This window comes from Runella sp. R0.1_18 (genome assembly GCF_057652155.1).
In genome coordinates this window covers 153,532-174,620 of the sequence record NZ_JBYFCK010000005.1, presented here as the reverse complement: position 1 = coordinate 174,620, position 21,089 = coordinate 153,532, and the positions used below count along the sequence as shown (strand labels likewise).

The following is a 21,089-nucleotide window of genomic DNA, read 5'->3' as shown; positions in this document are numbered from 1 at the left end:
AACTACTATGAATCTAACAGGTGCAGGCAAAGTCCTTTTGATTTTATTCATCGCGGGGTTGTTGGGCGCAGGGTATTATTTCTTGGGTCCCGATCCTAAAAAAGCAATAACAGAACTTACGACAAAATCGCCCGAAGGTGGCCCGTCGGCAAGTACAACAACCGAATCGACGGCCTCGGACGAGGGTTCTTCGTCGGCCAGCAGCGAGTCGTCGGCAGAGGCTACTTCGACAGCTGGCGCTTTTTCTTATACTGCTCCCGAGCCCGTGGACGGGAAACTCAAAGGCGTCGTTGAGTTAGGAGCTAGCGGTTTCAATTCGTTTGTGGTGAACATCGATAAAGACAAGAACTGGAAGCTCGAACACGCTGAGTTTGGCAATAGCATGGTCATTGAAAACATGGCCTCTGATTATGACATTCGCATTGGCCTAAAACGTTATATTGGTAACATGATGGACCACGGTGTAAGCGGTAAAGATATTCACTTTGTGGTGAGTTCGGGTGCATTGAAAGCTGAAGTAACGGGTAAAATTATCAAAGTGTTGAAAGACATGGGTTACATGGTCAACACCGTAACGCCTGACCAAGAAGGTTCGCTGGGCTTGAAGTGCGCCTTGCCTGCTTCGTTTAGCGACAAAGGTTTCTTTACCGATATTGGTTCTGGAAATACCAAAATCGCATGGACGGAAGGTGGTTCAATTAAGACCCTTGAAACGTACGGCGCTAAGTACTACGAAAAAGGAGTAGCCGACGACAAAGTGTATGAAGAAGTAGGGGCAATGTCGAAACAAGTACCGAAAAGCAAACGAGAAATATGCTTTATCATTGGCGGTGTACCGTTTGACTTGGCCAAAGAGGTACGCAATGGCAAAGAAAGATATACTGTTTTGAAGGCCGCCGAAGCTTACAAGCTCGATAAAGCAAAAACAAAAGCAGGAGGAAATATTTATAAAGCTGTTGCTGATGCTACGGGTTGCAAAACCTTTGTTTTTGACTGGGATGCCAACTTTACTATTGGCTTCTTGTTGGGCTTGAAGTAACTGTTAGTTTTTTCTTTCAAAAGAGGCTGTTTCACCAAACAGCCTCTTTTGTTTTTATTTGTTTATGTTGTTTTGTACTTTTCCACGATTTTAAAAGATTTGAAAGAAATTTATATAATCTATTGTTTATATATTCTATTTTTGCCTTGAAAAACTCGGCTTTCATTTTATGCAGGTATGAATTCTGACCAAAAGGATACACATTTGACCAGTTGGAATCGACTCAGGGCGGGTGATAACTATGCTTTGGGAGAATTATATGATGGGTATATACAAATCTTGTACAAATTTGGCCGCCGACTTTGCAACGATGAAGAACTACTGACGGACGCTATCCATGATGTATTTGAGGATATTTGGAAATACCGAGCGTCATTGAGTGAAGTGGAGGCAAATAACATTCAATTTTATTTGTGTAAATCCCTAAAAACCAAACTTCTCAAGTACCTCAATCGGCAGTCGAGACATACACAACTTTCTGAATTTGAGGAGATAAGTGATGACTACATAGAGTCGGTTGACACTTGGTTTGTCAACCAAGAAACGGAATCCCTCCAAAAACATCAGCTTGAAAAACACATTGCTCAACTCCCTAAGCGCCAGCAAGAAGCGCTTCTTCTTCGTTTTTACGATAATTTAAGCTACGACGAAATTGCCGAAATGATGTCGCTAACGCGTCATTCGGTCTATAATCTTATCTACAAAGCCCTCGGCCAATTGCGCGATAATTGGATATTTGTGGCTGTTTTTGGGGTGTTGAAATTTTTTTATAAATTTTTTTAAAAAAGAAAGAGGTAATCTTCGCACTTCGTTTCTCTATGGGGTATAATGCCTCTGAGAGAATGCCTGAACCCTTAACAAAATACGCCTCCTTTGACGCTGTGCAACTCGCAGCTGATGACTTTTTCCAAGATTGGGTACGAAATCCTTCGGGAGAAACGGATCAATTTTGGAATGAATTTCTTCACACCCATCCTGAACGCCAAACGACGATGGAAGAAGCCCGACAGCTGGTGCAACGAGTCCAAGTTCGTTTGCCCGACCTGCCAGAAGCGAAAGTTCAGGCCCTCAAAACCCGACTTGAGCAGACCCTTGGCTTGCCACTATCGCCGCAAGACGCTCCCGTCATGCCTTTACGCCGCTCGTTTGTGAAACGATTGAGCTGGGTAGCCGCTGCCGTGGTGCTACTGGTAGGCGGTGTGGTAGCCGCTTGGTACACGTCGCAGCCCACCACAGTGTCGTACGCCACTTCTTACGGCGAAACCCGTAAAGTTGAGTTGCCCGACGGTTCGGTGGTGAATTTGAATGCCAACTCAACCTTGTCATTTTCGGAAGATTTGAAAGACAAGGCCATTCGGGAAGTGTGGTTGCAGGGGGAAGCGTTTTTTGAGGTGAAACATACGCCAACCGATGCGAAGTTTCGGGTACATACCAACGACCTCGTGGTGGAAGTACTTGGGACGGAGTTCAACGTCTCTGACCGCCGCAAAACTACCCAAGTGGTGCTTCAATCGGGGAAAGTTCAAATCAAAGCTGCCCAACAATCGGCGGTATTGCGGCCTGGTGATATGGTAGAGTTTCGGGCCGATACGCGTAGCTTGACGCAGCGCAAAGTAAGAACTGAGCTCTACAGTTCTTGGCAAAAAAACATTTGGATTTTGGATGGCGAGGCAATGAGCGATGTTGCTCAGCGCATCGAAGACAACTTTGGGGTCGAAGTAAGTTTTGAAAACCCTGCCCTTGCCAACGAAAAAATATCGGGCACCATTCCTTCGGGCAGTGCCGAAGAAGTACGAGACATTTTGGCCGACCTTCTTAAAGCAGATTGCCAACTCACAGAGAAAAAACTAACGATTAAATAAACCTAACTTTTGAGATAAACCATGTACAAACCATTACTATTATCCTTTTTGGTCTGTGGGATAACAGGTTTTGTTCAAAAAGCAAATGCGCAAGTGTTTGCCGCCAATTACACAACCATTTCTCAGCAAAACAAAAATCAACCCGACCGTAAAGCGTCGATTCCTTTGAAAGAAGCACTACGCGATGCCGAAACGCGTTTTGGGATTCATTTGGTGTATAAAACCGACGAAATTCCGAATCGGTTGATTGCCGCCGATGCCCTCAGTGGCAAACTCGAACAAGTGCTGGAGAACCTCCTAAGCCCTGCGGGCTTGACCTACAAAAAAGTACGAAATACGTACATCATTAAAACCCAAAAAATCAAAAACTCAGGCAAGGAGACCCCTGCCCCTAGCGAGCCAAGTCCTGAGGTATTGCCAAGCACAAGAGCCGTTGCTAACGATTTGTCTAGCCTTAGGTCTGTGCCTTCTCAATTACACGTTCCGACGGCATCCGCAAATGTCGTGGGTATTGATGAGGTAAAAATTGCGGGAAAAGTGGCAGAAGAAAACGGCCAAGGTTTGCCTGGCGTAAGTATTTTGCTCAAAGGAACCAACCGAGGAACCACCACCGATGCCAATGGGGCGTTTCAAATTTCTGTGCCTGATGACAAAGCGGTGTTGGTGTTTAGCTACGTGGGTTACTTACCCCAAGAAGTGGTGGTAGGAGGTCGTACGGCCATAAACATCACGCTGGTCGCTGATACCAAAGCACTCGGAGAAGTGGTGGTTGTAGGCTACGGCGTTCAGAAAAAAACGAGCTTAACCAGTGCCGTTGCTGAGGTAAAAAGCGAACAACTAACGCGCCGCCCCGTGTCGAATGCCAATCAGGCCTTGCAAGGGATTGCACCTGGGGTGACGATTCTTGACCGCGGCGGTTCACCAGGGCCAAATTCTCGGGCCACTGTGCGGGTACGGGGTATTACCACGTTGAGCTCAAACGACCCGTTGTTTATCGTCGATGGGGTAGAACAACCTTTCAACACCATCAACCTCGACGATATTGAGAGTATCTCGGTGCTCAAAGACGCCTCATCGACGGCGATTTACGGGTCGAGGGCAGCCAACGGGGTAGTGCTTGTGACCACCAAACGCGCCAAGTCAGGGAAAGCAGTGGTGGATTATAGCGGTTTTTATGCCGTGCAAAATGCCATTAATAAACCCGAAATGATGGATTTAGAGCCATACATGCGTTTGCAAAACGTAGCGTATATTAACTCAGGAGCGGCGGCTAGGTTTACCGAAACGCAAATTTCGGACTACGTCAATGCTACCGACCGTCTCAAATACCCTCTTCCGAATACGTGGTTTAACACCGTCTTGAAGGCAGCGCCCCAATTTAGCCAAAATGTATCCATCAGCGGGGGTAACGAGTTTTTTCGCGGCCGTGTGGGTGTGCGATACCAAAAACAAGGTGGAATTGCCCCTAATTTTGACAGCGATGTGAAAGAAATTCGCGCTAATACCGATTTTAAAGTGTCTAATCGACTCAGTGCCAGCGTGGACATCAATTACCGCAACAACAACTGGCAAACGCCTGTCAGCGAGTTCAACGTCTTTAATACCATGTTTCACGGATCACTGTGGGCTGTTCCAAAGTATCCCGATGGTACTTACGGCGTGAGCGCTCAAGGCAACAACCCCTTGATGTATGCCGAGATTGCGGGGCTTTCGCGGAATATTCAGGACTATTTGTTTGGAAGTGGAAAAGTAGAATGGGAAATTATTCCAAACTTGAAATTTAGCAGCCAATACGCTATTCGCTACACGGCAGAGCAAAACAAAAACTACACCAATGCTTATACGGTCTTGGATTATTACAATCCGTCGTTGGTCAGAAAAACCATTCCGCGCAGTAGTTTGACCGAAATCCGTAGCGTAACGCGCGAAACAACCCTCAATAATTTGTTGGGATACAGCAATACGTTTGGTCAACACGAAGTGAAAGCATTGGTAGGATACTCAGAAATTCAGAACAAATACAACACCATCAACGCGTATCGGGAAGATTTTTACAACAACGATGTACAGTCGATTGGCTCAGGTTCTGACAACAACAAAAACAGCGGTGGGGTAGATTCTCAGTGGGGGCTTCGCTCGTTTTTTGGGCGGGTCAACTACGCTTTGGCCGACAAGTATTTGTTTGAAGCCAATGCGCGTTACGACGGCTCATCGCGTTTTACGGGCGACAAAGTATATAGCTTCTTCCCATCATTTTCAGCAGGCTGGCGTTTGTCAGAGGAGAAGTTTTTTGAACCGCTCCGTACGGTGGTGGGTGAGTTGAAAGTGCGCGGTTCGTGGGGAAGAACTGGAAACCAAGCAGTAGGCTTGTATAGTTATTTCCAAACCCTCAACTCTTCTACCTATACGTTTGGAGGGTCGGTGGTGCAAGGCTACGTTCAGTCGAACTTGGCCAACCCGAACTTGACGTGGGAAACTACTGCCCAAACCGACATCGGGCTGGATGCGCAGCTTTGGAACAACCGCTTGAGCTTTACGTTTGATTATTACGACAAATTGACCGACGGCATTTTGCTAAACCTACCCATTCCAACAACCGTTGGTTTGAATGCCCCACCCCAAAACGCAGGAAAAGTAGGCAACAAAGGAATTGAATTGGGCTTGACGTACCGCAACAAAACCAAAAGCGGTTTCTCTTACGAAATTGGTGGAAACTTTGCCCAAAACAACAATAAAGTAATTGATTTGGCCAAAACAGGGCCTTACATTTCGGGTTCGGACATCGACCCGCGCTACATCATCAAAGAAGGTTTGCCGTACAATGCCCACTGGGGCTACAAAACCGATGGTTTGTTCCAAACGGCCGATGAAATCAAAGCCTATCCTACGTTGGTACCTAACATGAAACCTGGTGATGTGAAGTACGTGGACTTGAACAACGACGGAAAAATCAACAGCGATGACATGACGTTTATTGGTCTGACGTTCCCGCGTTATACCTTTGGCCTAAACACCAATTTTAGCTACAAAAACTTTACGCTCTTTACCCAGTGGCAAGGCGCGGCCGATGTGGACACGCGCTTGTCGGGGGCGCTGGCCGAAATGGGGAACTACGAAGGTTTTACGCACAAAATTTATACCGATAACTACTGGACGCCCGAGCGCCCCAATGCGCGCTTTCCTCGTCCTGTGAAATTGGATTTGCGCAACGTAGCCACGTCTGACCGCATGATTATCGACGGGTCGTATTTCCGCATGAAAACCATCCAGTTGTCATACAGTTTGCCAAAAGGCTTGTTGGAGCGTATCAAGGCGGGGCGGGCTACGGTTTATGTGAGCGGGACCAACTTGCTTACGTTCTCGAAGTTGAATGAATGGAACCTCGACCCCGAAGCCGAATCAGGGCGAGCGACTTATTATCCTCAAACGTCGCTGACAACGGTTGGTCTTAATGTACAATTTTAACCTTTAAGGAAAGCTTAAAACAATGAAAATCAGCTATATTCTCTCTCTTGTCGTAGGCTTAAGTGTATTGTCGGGTTGCGAACAAAGCCTGCTCGATACCGTGCCCAACGACCGTATTTCATCGGATATTTTCTGGAAAACCGAAAAAGACGCGATTCTTGCCTCCAATGGTTTATATCCTGCTTTGGACGGAGTCAACATCTTTGCCATTGAAGGCGTTACTGATATTTCGCACGTCAACCAAGTATTTCAGGTAGAGTCTAATATTGAAAAAGGCATTCACGATGCGCTCAATTCACGCCCTCAAAGTGAGTGGACGGCGGCTTACCGTGGGATTCGCCTTGCCAACGATTTTTTGGCCAACATTGACAAAGTCCAAACGACCAATACAGCCCTCATTGCCCGCCTCAAAGGAGAAGCGCGTACGCTTAGAGCGTATCAATATACGAAGCTTGTGGGGCTTTTTGGAGATGTACCTTTGGTAACGACGACCATTGGTATTGAAGAAGGACGGACGCTCAAGCGGACATCCTCGGCCCAAATTTGGGATTTTGTGCTCAAAGAACTTACTGAAGCTGCCAACGATTTACCCGCCACCCAAACCGACAAAGGGCGCATCACCAAAGGAGCGGCCTTGGCCTTGAAAGCACGGGCTGCACTCTGGGCGGGACGTTACCAAGAAGCGGCCGATGCGGCCAAAGCGGTGATTGATTCAAAAACGTACGCTTTGTATTCGAGTTATGCCAACCTTTTCTCGTACGCCGCCGAAAACAATTCGGAAGTGATTTTGGACAAACAGTTTATCAAAGATACGTACTCCAACAACGTGTTTGCGAGCATGGGGCCGTATAGCCAACGCACGGCCAACAACACCTACGTGCCTACCAAAGCGCTGGTGGATGCTTACCCAATGGCCAACGGCAAGGAAATTACGGACCCTACCAGCGGTTTTGACCCTAAAAACCCGTATGCCAACCGCGACCCGCGTTTGAGGGCTTCGGTTTTTGTACAGGGCGACGATTTGCCCGATGGGAAGAAATTTGACCCTCGTCCAACAAGCGGAACGGCCGATGCCATTGGCAATACTTATTTAGCCACTTCGACGGGTTTTGTGTTGAAAAAATACATCAACAAAGAAGACTTAACCACGGGTGGAAACTGCGGAATCAACATCGTTTTGTTGCGGTATGCCGAGGTGCTTCTTACGTACGCTGAAGCAAAAATTGAACTTAATCAAATAGATGCCACCGTTTACGACGCCATTAATCAGATTCGTCAGCGCGCCGATGTGAAATTGCCTGCCCTGACGACGGGGCTGTCGCAAGCACAGTTGCGTGAGGCTGTCCGTAAAGAGCGCTTGCTTGAATTGGCGTTTGAGGGACTCCGTTTGTTCGACATTCGCCGCTGGAAAACCGCCGAAAAAGTAATGGTAGGCGATGTTTATGGAATGACGTATGCAGAAGGTGCCGATTTGAAAACCATTCAGATTGCGTCATTTACCCGCGTTTTTGATCCTGCCAAACACTACCTCTGGCCTATTCCTCAGAAAGAACGCGAACTCAATCCCGAGCTTACCCAAAATTCGGGCTGGTAATTTGAGCTGAGACATCAGTAGTATCCAACTCCATTTCTATTTTAAAACAAACAAGCAGCGGTAGGACGTCAAGTGCGTTCCTACCGCTGGTTCAATCAACCGAAGCAGAATATGAAACGAATTGTTTTGTTGCTTTTCCTTTGTTGGGGAACAATGGCATTGGCCCAAAAATCGACTTCTAAACCCAACGTCATCTACATCTTCGCCGACGACCTTGGCTACGGTGAAGTAGGTGCTTATGGACAAAAGAAAATCAAAACCCCTAACCTCGACCGACTAGCGGCGGGCGGAATGCGCTTTACGCAGCATTATTCGTCGGCGCCCGTGTGTGCACCCTCGCGTTGTGGATTGATGACAGGTCGCCATACAGGCCATACGTACATTCGCGGAAATTATGAACTTGGTGGTTTTGAGGACGATAAAGAGGGCGGACAAATGCCGTTGAACGAAGGAGCATTTACCATTGGGCATTTGTTCCAAAAATCGGGCTACAAAACGGGCGCGGTTGGAAAATGGGGGATGGGCATGGCCAATACAACTGGCAATCCTAACCAACAAGGTTTTGACTTCTTCTATGGGTTGCTTTGCCAAAAACAATCGCACAATTTTTACCCTACTCACTTGTGGAAAAATGGGGAAAAAGTGGCGCTAAACAACCCCTATATCAAAGTTCACCGCCCCATGCCCGAGGGCGATGAAAACTACGAGTATTACGTAGGGAAAGACTATGCGATTGATAAAATGACGGAGGAAGCAACGGGCTTTATCACTGAGAACAAAAGCCGTCCTTTCTTCCTGTATTTGCCTTATACCTTGCCTCACTTGTCGCTGCAAGCGCCTGCTGAGGCGGTCAAAGAGTACATTGGAAAGTTTGACGAAAAACCGTACCGTGGACAAACGGGCTATGCCTCTACGCGTTATCCGTACTCGACCTACGCGGCCATGATTTCGTATTTGGACAAGCAAGTAGGGCAGATTTGGGAGTTGGTAAAAAAACTCGGGATAGAAGACAATACCATCATTATGTTTTCGAGCGACAACGGGGCGACTTTTGTGAAACACGTGGACGCGGCGTTTTTTGAAAGTGCAGGGCCGTTTCGTGGGTTGAAAATGGACGTCTATGAGGGCGGAATTCGGGTGCCAATGATTGCGTATTGGAAAGGAAAAATCAAGCCTGGGCAAGTCACTGACCATGTTTCGACGCAGTATGACGTGCTGGCGACTTGTGCCGATTTGTTGGGAACAAAACCTGCCCTTCCGACCGACGGAGTGTCATTTTTGCCCACACTTTTGGGAAAACCTACGCAGATTCAGCATCCTTATTTGTATTTTGAATATCCCGAAAACGGAGGTCAGTTGGCAATTCGGAAAGGTGACTGGAAAGGTGTAAAACGAAACGTAAAGGCAAACCGCAACGGCGATTGGGAGATTTATAACTTAAAAACTGACATTGGCGAACGGAACAATGTGGCCACGGCTCACCCCGAGTTGGCCAAGGAATTTGACGAAATCGTACAGCGCGAACACCGCCCCGCGCACGTTCATGAATGGGAGTTTGTGGATCCAAAATTTGAAGCGAAGAAGTAGGTTCGTAAAGTTGAACACTCTGTTTCTTAGCGCGAAATTCAAAAATCGAGCCTCTGTTGGCTGGTTATCCTCTATTCATTTTTATTACAAAGTCCACAAAGACCCCAATAGAAATCAGGTTGAACGCATTAAAAAAAGTAGCCTCAGCGAGGCTAAATCTTAGTAGAAAAAAAGGGGTAAAGGCCACCCAAAAGCCCCATCGGGGTGACATCTTTCACCGAACGTCGGCCGCCCCGATGGGGCTTTTGGGGGATTTGATTCATTTTTCTACTAACAGGTTGCTCCTCTGGAGCAATCAATAGCCGCTTTATATTTTAATGCGTTCAACCTGAATGAAAATAGCATAATATCACTTTGTGGGCATTGTGCTATTCTTAGCGTTCTTTGTGGTTGGTAGTGTTTAAATAGCTTCCTAACTATTACAAAATATGAGAAAGCTTTCAATTGTTTTTTTGGCAATGTGTGCCGTGGTGGGTATTTCTGCCTTTACTATTTTTTCAACGGAAAAAGCGCCCAAAGCGACCCCACCCAATATCATTTTGATTTTTATGGATGATTTGGGCTACGGCGACTTGAGTTGCTACGGGGCGTTGCAATACCGTACGCCTCAGCTCGACAAATTGGCGGGAGAAGGAGTGCGTTTTACCAATTTTCTGGCAGCTCAAGCGGTGTGTAGTGCTTCGCGGGCAGCGTTGATGACGGGCTGTTATCCCAACCGTGTCGGCATTTCGGGTGCGTTGTTTCCCAATGCCAAAGTAGGATTAAACCCCGACGAAACCACCATTGCTGAGTTGTTGAAAGAAAAAGGCTACGCCACGGGGATGTTTGGGAAATGGCATTTGGGTGATAAACCTGAGTTTTTACCAACAAAACAGGGCTTTGATGAATACGTTGGTTTGCCGTATTCAAACGATATGTGGCCCGTGCATTACGATGGCAAACCGATTGCCAACGAGTCTGATAACCGTAAAAAGAGTTTTCCCTATTTGCCTTTGTTGAGCAACAACGACACCATCCAAGAAATCAAAACCCTTGATGACCAAGCCAAACTGACGGGAATTTATACCGAACGTGCGGTTAATTTTATCAAAAAGAACAAAAAAGGGCCGTTCTTTATTTATTTACCGCACTCGATGCCTCACGTACCGATTGCGGCTTCGGCTAAGTTTAAGGGCAAGAGTAACCAAGGAACTTACGGCGATGTGTTGCTCGAAATCGACTGGTCGGTGGGTGAAATCATGAAAGCCCTGAAAGAAAATGGGTTGGATAAAAATACAGTGGTGATTTTTACGAGCGACAACGGCCCTTGGCTCAACTACGGAAACCACGCAGGCTCATCGGGCGGCTTGCGCGAAGGGAAAGGCAATAGTTTTGAGGGAGGGCAACGCGTACCTTGCATCGTTCGCTGGAAAGGTGTCACGCCCGAAGGTGTCGTTTGTAACAAACTTACTTCGACCATTGATTTGCTGCCTACCATCGCCAACATCTGCGGAGCAAAATTGCCTGCGAAAAAAATTGATGGCGTGGATATTTTACCACTGCTCAAAGGCAACATGGACGCCACGCCTCGGAAGTATTTTTACTACTATTATCGTCGCAATAACCTAGAAGCCGTGCGCCGCGATGACTGGAAACTCGTCTTACCCCATGAAGGCCGCACTTACGAAGGACAACAGCCAGGCAACGACGGTTTCCCAGGAAAAGCCCCCGAAAATCATCCGTTTCCGTTGGCTTTGTACGACCTTCGCCGCGACCCGTCGGAGCGCTACGATGTGAAAGAGCTTTATCCTGAGATTGTGACAGAGCTCCAAAAAGTAGCCGACGAAGCCCGCGAGGACTTGGGCGACGACCTCACTAAACGCGAAGGAAAAAATGTTCGTCCCAGTGGACGGGTGAAGTAAAGAATGAAACCATCAAAAAAGTCGTTCCCCAGCTAGGTGGAACGACTTTTTTGTGTTTTCTTCCGACACTATTTCAAGAATCCTATGCCTCCTATGAACAAAAACGAACGTTATATCGCCATCGCTGTTGGCTTATTGCTCCTGATTGGAGCCGCTGTCTATTACCAATTTCGCCAAAAAGAAACCGTTAAACAAGCATTTGCGCCTGACTCAACGGTCTATTCCAAACAAGATTATACCACTTTGGTACTTGATAGCACGGTGTTGGCGTCGTTTTTTGCGTCACGTTCGCTGGCCGATAGCCTTCAGGGCGATGTGCGCTCGTTTTATCAGCGACGCGGGTATCAGTATGCGTGGTTTAGCGAAAACCGCCTTGCCAACGCTGCCAACAATTTCAATAACTTACGCCAAAGCTACATCAACGATTTTGCAGACAGCAGCCTGTACAATGCCGAAATCGACCGATTGGTGAACGAAGCCGAAACCCAAGGGACGAAGTTTTTGGCCAATAAGGTAGAAGTACAAACCCTCGAATTGCTTCTGACGACAGCGTTTTTTCAGTACGCCGATAAAGCATACGCGGGTACCGTCAAAGATTTGTTGGATTTGGAGTGGTTTATTCCCCGTAAAAAGAAAAATTTTCAAGCGTTGTTAGACACGCTCGTCCTCGCCAAAGGACAGCCGATTCGTGAGCCTGTCAATCGTTATTATACGTTGTTGAAAGAAAAACTGCGTCAGTACCGACTTATTCAGCAGGAAGGCGGGTGGCCTAAATTGGAATTTGAAGGAAAAGCGCCCAAAAAAGGCGACGAAGATTCGACGGTTTTGGTGTTGAAGCAAAACCTACACCGCTGGGGCGACTTAAAAACGCTGGATTCGACGAGGATATTTGATGACTCGGTGGCCGTGGCCTTAAAACGCTTCCAACACCGAATGGGCCTCTCGGAAACGGGTAAATTGGACGAAAAGACGTTGGTGGAAATAAACCGACCCGTAGAAGAACGCATCCGCCAAATGATGCTCAACATGGAACGGTTGCGGTGGGTGCCCGATGAACTCGAACCAAATATGTTGCTGGTTAACATTCCTGAGTATCGTTTACACGTGTTTGAAAATGGCGCTCAATCGTGGATGTGCAAAGTCGTGGTGGGAAAAGAAGCGACTAAGACAAGCATTTTTAAAGGAAACCTCTCGTATGTGGTGCTAAACCCGTATTGGGTGGTGACCAACAACATCATCAACAACGAAATTTTGCCCAAACTGAAACGTAATCCAGGGTATTTGGCACGAAACAACATGGAAGTGGTGTCGGGCAACAAAGTGATAAATCCGTCCTCGGTTAGGTGGAGTGCTTATACCAAAAACGTTCCATATACCATTCGACAAAAGCCTGGGAAGGGAAATTCTTTGGGGAAAGTTAAGTTTTTATTTCCCAATAGTTACAGCATCTATTTACACGATACGCCTTCAAAAAGCCTCTTTGGAGAGACTTCGCGGGCCTTTAGCCATGGCTGTATCAGGGTGTCCGAACCCGAAAAATTGGCACTGCACGTATTAAAAAGTGTCCCAGAATGGAACGAAGAGAAGCTAAATGCCGTTTGGAAAACACAAAACGAGAAATGGATAACCGTTCGTCCTTCGCTTCCAGTGTATATTGTCTATTTTACAACTTGGGTGGATAATACGGGTCAACTCAACTTCCGCCGTGACTTATACGGGTTGGATAGTGCGTTGGCAAAAGAAGTTTTTGGAGAACAATAACAAGCACAAATGTCGGAAATTTCATGCGGCGTTGATTTCGGAACGTCAAACTCTACCATTGCATTTTACCGAGATAACCAACTCACGTTGGTGCCCGTCGAAGGGACAAACACCACCATTCCTAGTGCAATATTCTTTGAACGCATCGACAACACGCCTCATTACGGGCGCGACGCGGTGCAGCTGTTTTTGGGGCGGAACAAAGGCCGTTTTATGCGCAGTTTGAAGCGGATATTGGGAACAACGATTATGAAACAGGGAACGCTCGTCAACGGCAGTCCGATGTATTTTAGTCGAATCATTGGTCAGTTTGTCAAAAACCTCAAAGACAAAGCTGAACTGGAAGCGGGGCAAGAAATCGAGAGTGTGGTGATGGGGCGGCCTGTTCATTTTATTGATAACGACCCTGTGGGCGACAAAAATGCCCAAGAAGAACTACGGAAAATTGCGCAACAAGTAGGCTTCAAACACATTGAGTTTCAGTTTGAGCCGATTGCCGCAGCGTTTGCCCACGAAATAAACGTATCGGGCGAAAAACTGGCGTTGGTGGTGGACATCGGCGGGGGTACGTCCGATTTTACGGTGATTCGCCTTTCGCAGCATTTTTTGAATAGAACCAACCGCGCCAACGATATTTTGGCCAACACAGGGGTGCGGATTGGTGGCAACGATTTTGACAAAGACTTGAGTTTGACTTCGTTTATGCCCGAATTGGGTTTTCGTAGTACGTACGGCGACAAACACTTGCCCGTACCGCTCAAGTATTACTACGATTTGGCCGAATGGAGTAAAGTCAACTCGCTTTATACGCCCAAAAACCGAATGCAGATTTACCAGTATTTGGGCCAATCGCACGACCCTGAGCGACTTTCTCGGTTGTTGAATGTCATCGACCAAGAGAGTGGGCACGTCTTGTTAGGAGCTGTGGAAGAGGCAAAAATCGCTTTGACTTACCACGATGTCAATTGTTCCTCGCTTGATTTTTTAGCGGAAGGATGTACCGTTGAGACCTCCAAAGCGGTCTTTGAGGAATCCATTGCCGCAGAAATTGAACAAGTGACCGTGGCCGCAACGGCCTGTGTACAAGAAGCAGGAGTGAAGCTTCAGGATATTGAGTTGATTATTTTGACGGGAGGTTCTACTGAGATTCCCGCAGTTCAACTTGCTTTTAAAAACCTATTTTCCCATGCCGAAGTAGCAGATGGCAACAAACTCGATAGTGTTGGGGTAGGGTTGGCTTATGACAGCCAACGTAAGTTTCAAATGGGGTAATGGTAGTGTGTTGGGGTTTTGAGAAACCCCAACCACGCATTTTATTTTAAGTTATTGGCCAAACGAAGCAATTCGATTTCGGCGGCTTTGGCGGCAAAACTGTAATTGACAAACGCATACCCGATACTTTCAAAACTCTGTTGGGCTTGGCGCACCTCCACGATGGTCGCTTGGCGAAGCTGATAACGTTGGAGTGTCAAATCAAGCAGTTTTTTTGAAAGCTCTACGTTCTTCTTTTGTTCTTCCAGCTGCTGCAAATTCATTGAATATGTTTGATACGCCTTCACGACGTTGTTGCTCAACGTCCGCTGGAGAATTTCTTTGCGTAAGCCTGCATTTTTGGTATTGATGGCCGCGATTTGTTCTTGGCGTTTGAAAATACCTCCGTTGTAAATAGGAATGGTTAGTCCTACACCCAAAAACGGCCCACTACTTTGGTTGAGGAGTAGCTGCCCAGCGGTTTGTTGGTTACGGTTGTAGTTAAAACCCATGTTTGCCCGCAGCGTGGGGTAGCGTTGTGCTTGAACTTCTTTGGCTGCCCATTCCGCAATTTTGATTTGGTTATCGGCGGCCATTACGTCGGCGTTGCGGTTAGCGTTCCGCAAAATATCGTCCATTTGAAGGCTTTTGTCAACCAAAATCGTGTCTTGGATGGCGATAAGGGTGTCAGGGCGAAGGTTTAACAAAAGCAATAAATCGGTTTTAGCTTGGGTCACAATCAGTTGTTGCGACTGCTTGGTTTGGAGCAAAGCGTTCAGGTCAAGCTGAGATTGAAACAAGTCGGCGTTGTTGGCCAATCCTACGTTTTGTTGCACCTTTACCAACTCTAGGCGGCGCTCTGCCACATCAATCGACTGGTCGATGGTGCGGATGTACGCCTGTTGACGAATGACGTCATAATAACCCGCCATTACGCCCGCAATCGTGTTTTGAACTTGGGCATTGAGCAACTGCTTGCTTTGCAGTTCGAGCTGCTCAAGGCGTTTTTTGGTCGATTTAACGCGGTTGCCGTTGTAAAGTAGAATACTGCTCGTAATGTTGGAGTTCAGCTGATTGGCGGCAGCACCGTTTCGCTTAATTTCCACCCCCGTGTTGAGCTTCTGATTGACGTTGGTGTATTGCTCGTTGTCGTTGATGGTGGCAGTTACCGTAGGCAAGGCACCAGCGATACTTTTGTCGTTGTTGATATGGGCTACCTGAACGTTGTTTTTCAACACCTCAATATCGAGGTTATTTTTGAGCGCAATGCCGATGGCATCGTTCAGGGTCAAGTTTTGAGAAAAGGCGATTTGACCAGAAATTGTCAAACCCAATACTATCAAAAATTTCCTCATTGTGATGAGATTACGTGCCAAAGCACAGTTAATCATTATTTGTTAATTGTAGATAAAATGGTGGAAGTTAGGCATTGCTAACTTCCACTGTCTTTTCTTCTACGTTATCGGCGTTTTTGTGTTTTCCCGAAACAAACGTATATACCGCTGGAACGACAAACAATGTAAGAACAAGGGAGAACATGATGCCGCATACGACCACAATTCCGAGCGGAATACGGCTGGTACTGGCAGCTCCCAAGCTCAACGCAATCGGCAAAGCTCCCAAAGAAGTAGCAAGGCTGGTCATCAAGATCGGACGCAAACGTTGTGTTGAAGCGTCGATAACGGCTTCTACTTTCTTGAGGCCATGTTCGCGCCGTTGGTTGGCAAATTCCACAATCAAGATTCCGTTTTTGGTCACTAGACCAATCAACATGATCATTCCGATTTGGGAGAAAATGTTGAGGGTTTGGTCAAAGGCCCACAAGCTCAACAACGCCCCCGCCAACGCCAATGGTACCGTAATCATGATGGTGAAAGGGTCGATGAAGCTCTCAAACTGAGCCGCTAATACCAAGTAAATAAGTACCAAAGCCAACATAAAGGCAAAAAGGATGTTCGACGAACTTTCTGAGAAGTCACGCGAGGGCCCTGATAATGCCGTTTGGTAGCTTTCGTCGAGGAGTTTGTTGGAAATACTTTCCATGGCTTTGATACCGTCGCCGATGGTGTAGCCTTCCGCCAGCGAAGCCGAAATGGTCGCCGCCTTGTAACGATTATAGTGGTAAATCGTGGTAGGAGTCGTACTTTCTTCCCAACGAATTACGGAGCTTAATGGAATATTTTCGCCGCGCGAGTTGCGTACGTACAAGCGGCCGATGTCTTCGGGCTTGTTACGGTCGGTGCGCTCTACTTGGGCAATGACGGAATACTGGTAGCCATTTTGGATGAAATAAGCCAAGCGACCACCACTAAACGCCGCCTGAATGGTTGCTACTACGTCTTGGGTCGTAAGTCCTAAGTCTCTGATTTTCATTCGGTCAACGGACAGTTTTAACTCAGGACGGTTAAACTTCAAGTTGACATCGACGTTGGCAAAGGTTTTGTCCGAACGAGCTGCTTCCAAAAATTTCGGGATAATAGCGCGGAGCTTATCAAGGTCTTGGTTTTGAAGAATAAACTGTACAGGCAAACTACCACGTGAGCCAAAACCTACCGAAATGGTTTGTTCTTGAACGGCAAACACCCGTGCTTGGTTAAAGCGGCTGAGCTTTTTCTGCAAATCGTTTACAATATCGCTTTGGCTACGGGTACGCTCGGTGGGTTCTACCAAGGCCAAACGAGGTGCCGCGCTGTTGGTAGAACCACCTCCTCCAGGGCCTCCGCCTGGCGTACGCACAAAAATAAAGTCGCGTTCAGGAATAGAATCATATAAAAACTTGCCTAATTCATCGGCGATTTTGGACATAGCGCTGTAACTTGTTCCTTCGGGAGCAGTCACGTTAAAACGAATACTGCTGCGGTCTTCTAACGGTGCAAGCTCACTTTTCAACGTCCCCATGCAATACCAAATAATCCCTCCACAGGCCAAGACAATGACCCAAGCCATCCAGCGCACTTTCAAAAAGCCCGTAAGCATCGCTTTGTATCCATCTTCCATGCCACGGAAGAATGGCTCGGTTTTTTGGTAAAACCAGCCATGACCCGCGTTTTTGCGCGAAAGATAGACGTTCAAGACGGGCGTAATGGTAAGCGATACAAAGGCGGAGACGAGTACGGCGGCGGCCAATGTTACCCCAAACTCTCGGAAAAGACTACCAATAAACCCTTCCAAGAAAATAACGGGTAAAAACACAATCGCCAGTGTAATGGAAGTTGAAATAACGGCAAAGAAGATTTCTTTACTTCCTTCAATGGCCGCTTTCCGAATCGGCAAACCTTGTTCGAGCTTCTTAAATATGTTTTCGGTGACTACAATACCGTCATCGACTACCAGACCCGTGGCCAATACAATCGCCAACATGGTAAGGATATTGACTGAGAAACCCGCTAGATACATAATGAAAAACGTAGCCACGAGCGAAATCGGAATGTCAATCAATGGACGAATCGCAATGAGCCAATCGCGGAAGAAAAGGAAGATAACGATAACCACCAAGATAAACGAAATGATGAGCGTTTCTTCTACTTCGGCAAGTGAATTACGAATGTTTTTGGTGTTGTCACTTAATACTTTGATTTGGACGTCGCTTTTGCTACTCTTCTGGATTTGCGCAACGCGTTTGTAGATTTCGTCCGCAATTTTGATGTTGTTGGCACCAGGTTGGGGGATGATGGCCAAGCCCACCGCGTGTAAGCCGTTGTATTTCCAGCTTTGTTCGAGCTGTTCTGGGCCTAGTTCTACTTTGGCAACATCGCTCAATCGCACGATTCCTGTCGCATCTTCCCGAATGATAAGGTCTTGAAACTGCTTCTCGGTGGTCATACGACCCAACACCCGAATGGTTAAATCCGTGTTGTTACCGTAGATTTTTCCAGGAGGTAGTTCAATGTTTTCGTTGTTCAGCGCCGAACGAATGTCGGAGAAGGCAACGTTGTAAGCACTCATTTTGTCGGGGTTAAGCCAAATACGCATGGCGTAGCTTTTTTGCCCAAAAATGTTGATAGCACTTACCTCGTCAACGGTTTGAAGCTGTTGTTGGAGGACGTTTTCGGCATAGTCACTCAATTCGAGCAAACTTTTACTTTCACTCTGAATGGCCAAAATCATAATAAAGTCGCCGTTGGCATCGGCTTTCGATACTACTGGCGGAGCGTTGATGTCTTGCGGAAGACTACGCAAGGCTTGACTCACCTTGTCGCGCACGTCGCTGGCGGCCGCTTCGAGGTCAACGCCGAGGTTGAACTCTACGCTGATTTGGCTGTTACCTTGCGAGCTAGAAGAAGTAATGGTGCGGATACCCTGAATCCCATTGACTTGTTTTTCAAGGGGTTCGGTGATTTGGCTCTCAATGATGTCGGGGTTAGCACCCGTATAAGAGGTACTCACCGAAATCAGTGGCGGGTCGATGGCGGGATAGTCCCTCACCGCCAAAAACGAAAGCCCCACTACTCCGAAAATAATGATTGCCAAGTTCATCACTGTGGCAAGCACGGGGCGGTTTATGGATAGTTCTGAAATGTTCATTTCTTTGCTTTTCTTACTTTGAGAACGGCGTCAGGTTTGGCAAATAATACCCCTGTTACAACGACAGAGTCGCCCACGTTAAGACCTTGGGTAATTTCTACGTTGTTAGAACTACGGACTCCTGTTTGTACGTTGACAAACGCAGCTTTTCCGTTTTTAACCAGGATAACTTGGTTGTTGCGGTCGTCGGGAATAATGGCATTGGTCGGAATCATAATGGCTTTCTTGTTGTTGCCATTGCCAATAATTACCTTGGCAAAAGCCCCAGGATTGGCGCGAGAATCGTCCATGAGAGCGCGCACGACCAAGCTACGGGTGAGTCGGTTGGCTTGCGGTTCAAGGGCAATCACAGTTGCTCGGCTCAAAACCGAATCACGTCCATCCACGCGAACTTTCACTGTCGAACCAATCCGAACCAATTCGCTGTATTCTTCGGGAAGGGTAAAATCAATTTTCTTTTTACCCAACTGTTGAATCGTCGCAATGATGGACGTAGGGGTTACGTACGAACCTGGGCTGATTTGACGAAGACCAATCGTTCCCGTAAATGGCGCACGAAGTACCGTTTTGTCAATCAGGGTTTGGGTATAAGCCATGTCAGCCTTGAGGGTGTTGACGGTATTCAAAGCGGCGTCGTAGTCGCTTTGGTTGATGCCATTTACGTCAAGAAGTTTTTTGAAACGTTCTTCGGTGCGCACTGCGTTGTCCAACTGCACTTTGGTTCGTTGCATTTGGGCTTCGAGGTCGGCGCTGTTGATGCGGGCTAAAATCGCTCCTTGCGTGACCGTTTTTCCTTCGGGAACGTTGAGATAGGTCAAGCGTCCGCTTACTTCAGGGCGTAGCTCGGTCGATTCGCTCGGAATAATCGTTCCGTTGACTTCAACTACACTGGTGAGGGGCTGAGGAGTAGCTACCATGACATCTACAAGGGTAGGTTTGTCTTTTTTCTCTTCGCGACCGCCACCTCCTTCTTTTCCCTTTTTTTCTTTACAAGCAGACAGCGACAAACAAACCAATACTGTCGACAAACTTATGTAAAAAGAATGCGTGGGTTTGGAATAATTCATTCAAAATAAGATTTAGAGAGCTCTGTAGTTCGTTTTGTGAGGTATTAACAAGTAAACAAATGTAAGTGTTATGCAAAAATGGTGTTTAGGTATCGTACCGAAAGCCCCTAAAAATGAGAGCAAACGGCTTTTTGACGCTACAACCCCTTTTGTAAGTTTATTACGACAAAAAAGGGCTTTCGTCCTACTGTAAAAGTGGATTGAAGCCCTTAATTTACCTAGTAAAATGTACAAATCGCCCCTATCGCTCGACAGATTGATTGATTTTGTCGATATTTCTAAAATTCCATCAGGCGCTTTACGTTTTCTTGGTAAGTACTGCCTGTCTCGATTTTGGTTTGTTTTTGATCAAGCATCACAATCATGTATTTGCCCGTAAAATACCGCTCCATCTCCCTGATTTTGCTGCTGTTAACAATCGTTGAGCGGCTTACCCTTACAAAATTTGACGGTAGTTTTTCTTCTAAACTTGTAATCGTATAATTCATCAAATACTGTTTATTATCGACGGTATTGAGCAGCACATATTTATCTTCTGCCTGAAAAAAGCTAATGTCCGACAGCGGTACAAACAAGATTTTATCACCACTTTTGACCGAAATAGAGTGCATTTCTTTCTTCGGTACCATGCTTCCGATGAGCTGCCTGAGGCTTTCTTGGCTGAGCGTTTGTTCTTGTTCGGGCCGCAGGTTTCGGAGCTTGTCCATCGTTTTGGCCAAACGTTCTTTTTCAACGGGTTTGAGCAAATAATCAATGGAGTTTTCTTCAAAAGCTTTGATGGCGTATTGGTCGTAGGCTGTCACAAAAACGACCATAGGCATATACGACAGCCGCGATAACATCTCAAAACCCGTCATTTGGGGCATTTCGATGTCCAGAAAAAGTAAATTGGGGCGTAGCGTTTCAATTTTTTGAATGCCTTCGAGGCCATTGAGGGCTTCGTCAACCACCTCAATGAGGTCATCAAACTGCGTCAATAAACGTTTGAGACGCCCTAAGGCAATGGGTTCGTCGTCGATAAGAAGGGTAGTAAACATA

General features: G+C 46.8%; 13 protein-coding genes. 9 read left to right on the top strand and 4 right to left on the bottom strand.

The features are described 5' to 3' along the window. Window positions 1–7: 7 nt before the first annotated feature. The 9 genes from AC23P2_RS11135 (at window position 8) to AC23P2_RS11095 (ending at window position 14,481) form a co-directional block, all read left to right on the top strand. Window positions 8–1,039 carry a hypothetical protein gene (locus AC23P2_RS11135; protein WP_487773261.1) on the top strand — a complete coding sequence of 344 codons (1,032 nt, stop codon included), beginning with the start codon at window positions 8–10 and terminating at the stop codon, window positions 1,037–1,039. A 177-nt stretch (window positions 1,040–1,216) separates the two neighbouring features. Beyond that, window positions 1,217–1,822, top strand: coding sequence for an RNA polymerase sigma factor (locus tag AC23P2_RS11130; protein WP_487773260.1), 606 nt, complete (start codon window positions 1,217–1,219; stop codon window positions 1,820–1,822). Window positions 1,823–1,881: 59 nt separating this feature from the next. Next, on the top strand, window positions 1,882–2,901 hold the full coding sequence (locus tag AC23P2_RS11125; protein ID WP_487773259.1) for a FecR family protein: 1,020 nt from the start codon (window positions 1,882–1,884) through the stop codon (window positions 2,899–2,901). Between the two features lie 21 nt (window positions 2,902–2,922). Next, the gene (locus AC23P2_RS11120; RefSeq protein ID WP_487773258.1) at window positions 2,923–6,366 is read left to right on the top strand and encodes a SusC/RagA family TonB-linked outer membrane protein; all 3,444 of its coding nucleotides are present in this window, start codon (window positions 2,923–2,925) and stop codon (window positions 6,364–6,366) included. Window positions 6,367–6,388: 22 nt separating this feature from the next. After that, window positions 6,389–7,960, top strand: a complete 1,572-nt coding sequence (locus tag AC23P2_RS11115) for a RagB/SusD family nutrient uptake outer membrane protein (protein WP_487773257.1) — start codon at window positions 6,389–6,391, stop codon at window positions 7,958–7,960. A 111-nt stretch (window positions 7,961–8,071) separates the two neighbouring features. Next, entirely contained in the window at window positions 8,072–9,547 is a 1,476-nt protein-coding gene (locus tag AC23P2_RS11110) for an arylsulfatase (protein WP_487773256.1), read from the top strand. 458 nt (window positions 9,548–10,005) lie between these two features. Beyond that, entirely contained in the window at window positions 10,006–11,448 is a 1,443-nt protein-coding gene (locus AC23P2_RS11105) for a sulfatase family protein (RefSeq protein WP_487773463.1), read from the top strand. Between the two features lie 93 nt (window positions 11,449–11,541). Continuing rightward, a complete protein-coding gene (locus AC23P2_RS11100) occupies window positions 11,542–13,209 on the top strand; it encodes a L,D-transpeptidase family protein (protein ID WP_487773255.1) in 1,668 nt (555 codons plus the stop codon). A gap of 9 nt (window positions 13,210–13,218) precedes the next feature. Then, the gene (locus AC23P2_RS11095; RefSeq protein WP_487773254.1) at window positions 13,219–14,481 is read left to right on the top strand and encodes an Hsp70 family protein; all 1,263 of its coding nucleotides are present in this window, start codon (window positions 13,219–13,221) and stop codon (window positions 14,479–14,481) included. Between the two features lie 41 nt (window positions 14,482–14,522). On the opposite strand, the gene AC23P2_RS11090 is transcribed toward AC23P2_RS11095, so the two are convergent. From AC23P2_RS11090 to AC23P2_RS11075, 4 genes are all read right to left on the bottom strand, one after another. Beyond that, window positions 14,523–15,815, bottom strand: a complete 1,293-nt coding sequence (locus tag AC23P2_RS11090) for a TolC family protein (RefSeq protein WP_487773253.1) — start codon at window positions 15,813–15,815, stop codon at window positions 14,523–14,525. 67 nt (window positions 15,816–15,882) lie between these two features. Beyond that, window positions 15,883–18,984 (bottom strand): efflux RND transporter permease subunit, encoded by a 3,102-nt coding sequence (locus AC23P2_RS11085; protein ID WP_487773252.1) that lies wholly within the window; start codon window positions 18,982–18,984, stop codon window positions 15,883–15,885. Beyond that, window positions 18,981–20,051: an efflux RND transporter periplasmic adaptor subunit gene (locus tag AC23P2_RS11080; protein WP_487773251.1), complete on the bottom strand. Its 1,071-nt coding sequence runs from the start codon at window positions 20,049–20,051 to the stop codon at window positions 18,981–18,983. The genes AC23P2_RS11085 and AC23P2_RS11080 overlap by 4 nt, the downstream gene beginning before the upstream one ends. Window positions 20,052–20,329: 278 nt before the next feature. Next, window positions 20,330–21,088, bottom strand: coding sequence for a LytR/AlgR family response regulator transcription factor (locus AC23P2_RS11075; RefSeq protein WP_487773250.1), 759 nt, complete (start codon window positions 21,086–21,088; stop codon window positions 20,330–20,332). Window position 21,089: the final 1 nt, after the last annotated feature.

Coding starts and splice junctions, on each gene's coding strand:
- AC23P2_RS11135 (WP_487773261.1), top strand. CDS start 8: ATGAATCTAACAGGTGCAGGCAAAGTCCTTTTGATTTTATTCATCGCG.
- AC23P2_RS11095 (WP_487773254.1), top strand. CDS start 13,219: ATGTCGGAAATTTCATGCGGCGTTGATTTCGGAACGTCAAACTCTACC.
- AC23P2_RS11075 (WP_487773250.1), bottom strand. CDS start 21,088: ATGTTTACTACCCTTCTTATCGACGACGAACCCATTGCCTTAGGGCGT.
- AC23P2_RS11100 (WP_487773255.1), top strand. CDS start 11,542: ATGAACAAAAACGAACGTTATATCGCCATCGCTGTTGGCTTATTGCTC.
- AC23P2_RS11120 (WP_487773258.1), top strand. CDS start 2,923: ATGTACAAACCATTACTATTATCCTTTTTGGTCTGTGGGATAACAGGT.
- AC23P2_RS11105 (WP_487773463.1), top strand. CDS start 10,006: ATGTGTGCCGTGGTGGGTATTTCTGCCTTTACTATTTTTTCAACGGAA.
- AC23P2_RS11115 (WP_487773257.1), top strand. CDS start 6,389: ATGAAAATCAGCTATATTCTCTCTCTTGTCGTAGGCTTAAGTGTATTG.
- AC23P2_RS11130 (WP_487773260.1), top strand. CDS start 1,217: ATGAATTCTGACCAAAAGGATACACATTTGACCAGTTGGAATCGACTC.
- AC23P2_RS11090 (WP_487773253.1), bottom strand. CDS start 15,815: ATGAGGAAATTTTTGATAGTATTGGGTTTGACAATTTCTGGTCAAATC.
- AC23P2_RS11110 (WP_487773256.1), top strand. CDS start 8,072: ATGAAACGAATTGTTTTGTTGCTTTTCCTTTGTTGGGGAACAATGGCA.
- AC23P2_RS11080 (WP_487773251.1), bottom strand. CDS start 20,051: ATGAATTATTCCAAACCCACGCATTCTTTTTACATAAGTTTGTCGACA.
- AC23P2_RS11125 (WP_487773259.1), top strand. CDS start 1,882: ATGCCTGAACCCTTAACAAAATACGCCTCCTTTGACGCTGTGCAACTC.
- AC23P2_RS11085 (WP_487773252.1), bottom strand. CDS start 18,984: ATGAACATTTCAGAACTATCCATAAACCGCCCCGTGCTTGCCACAGTG.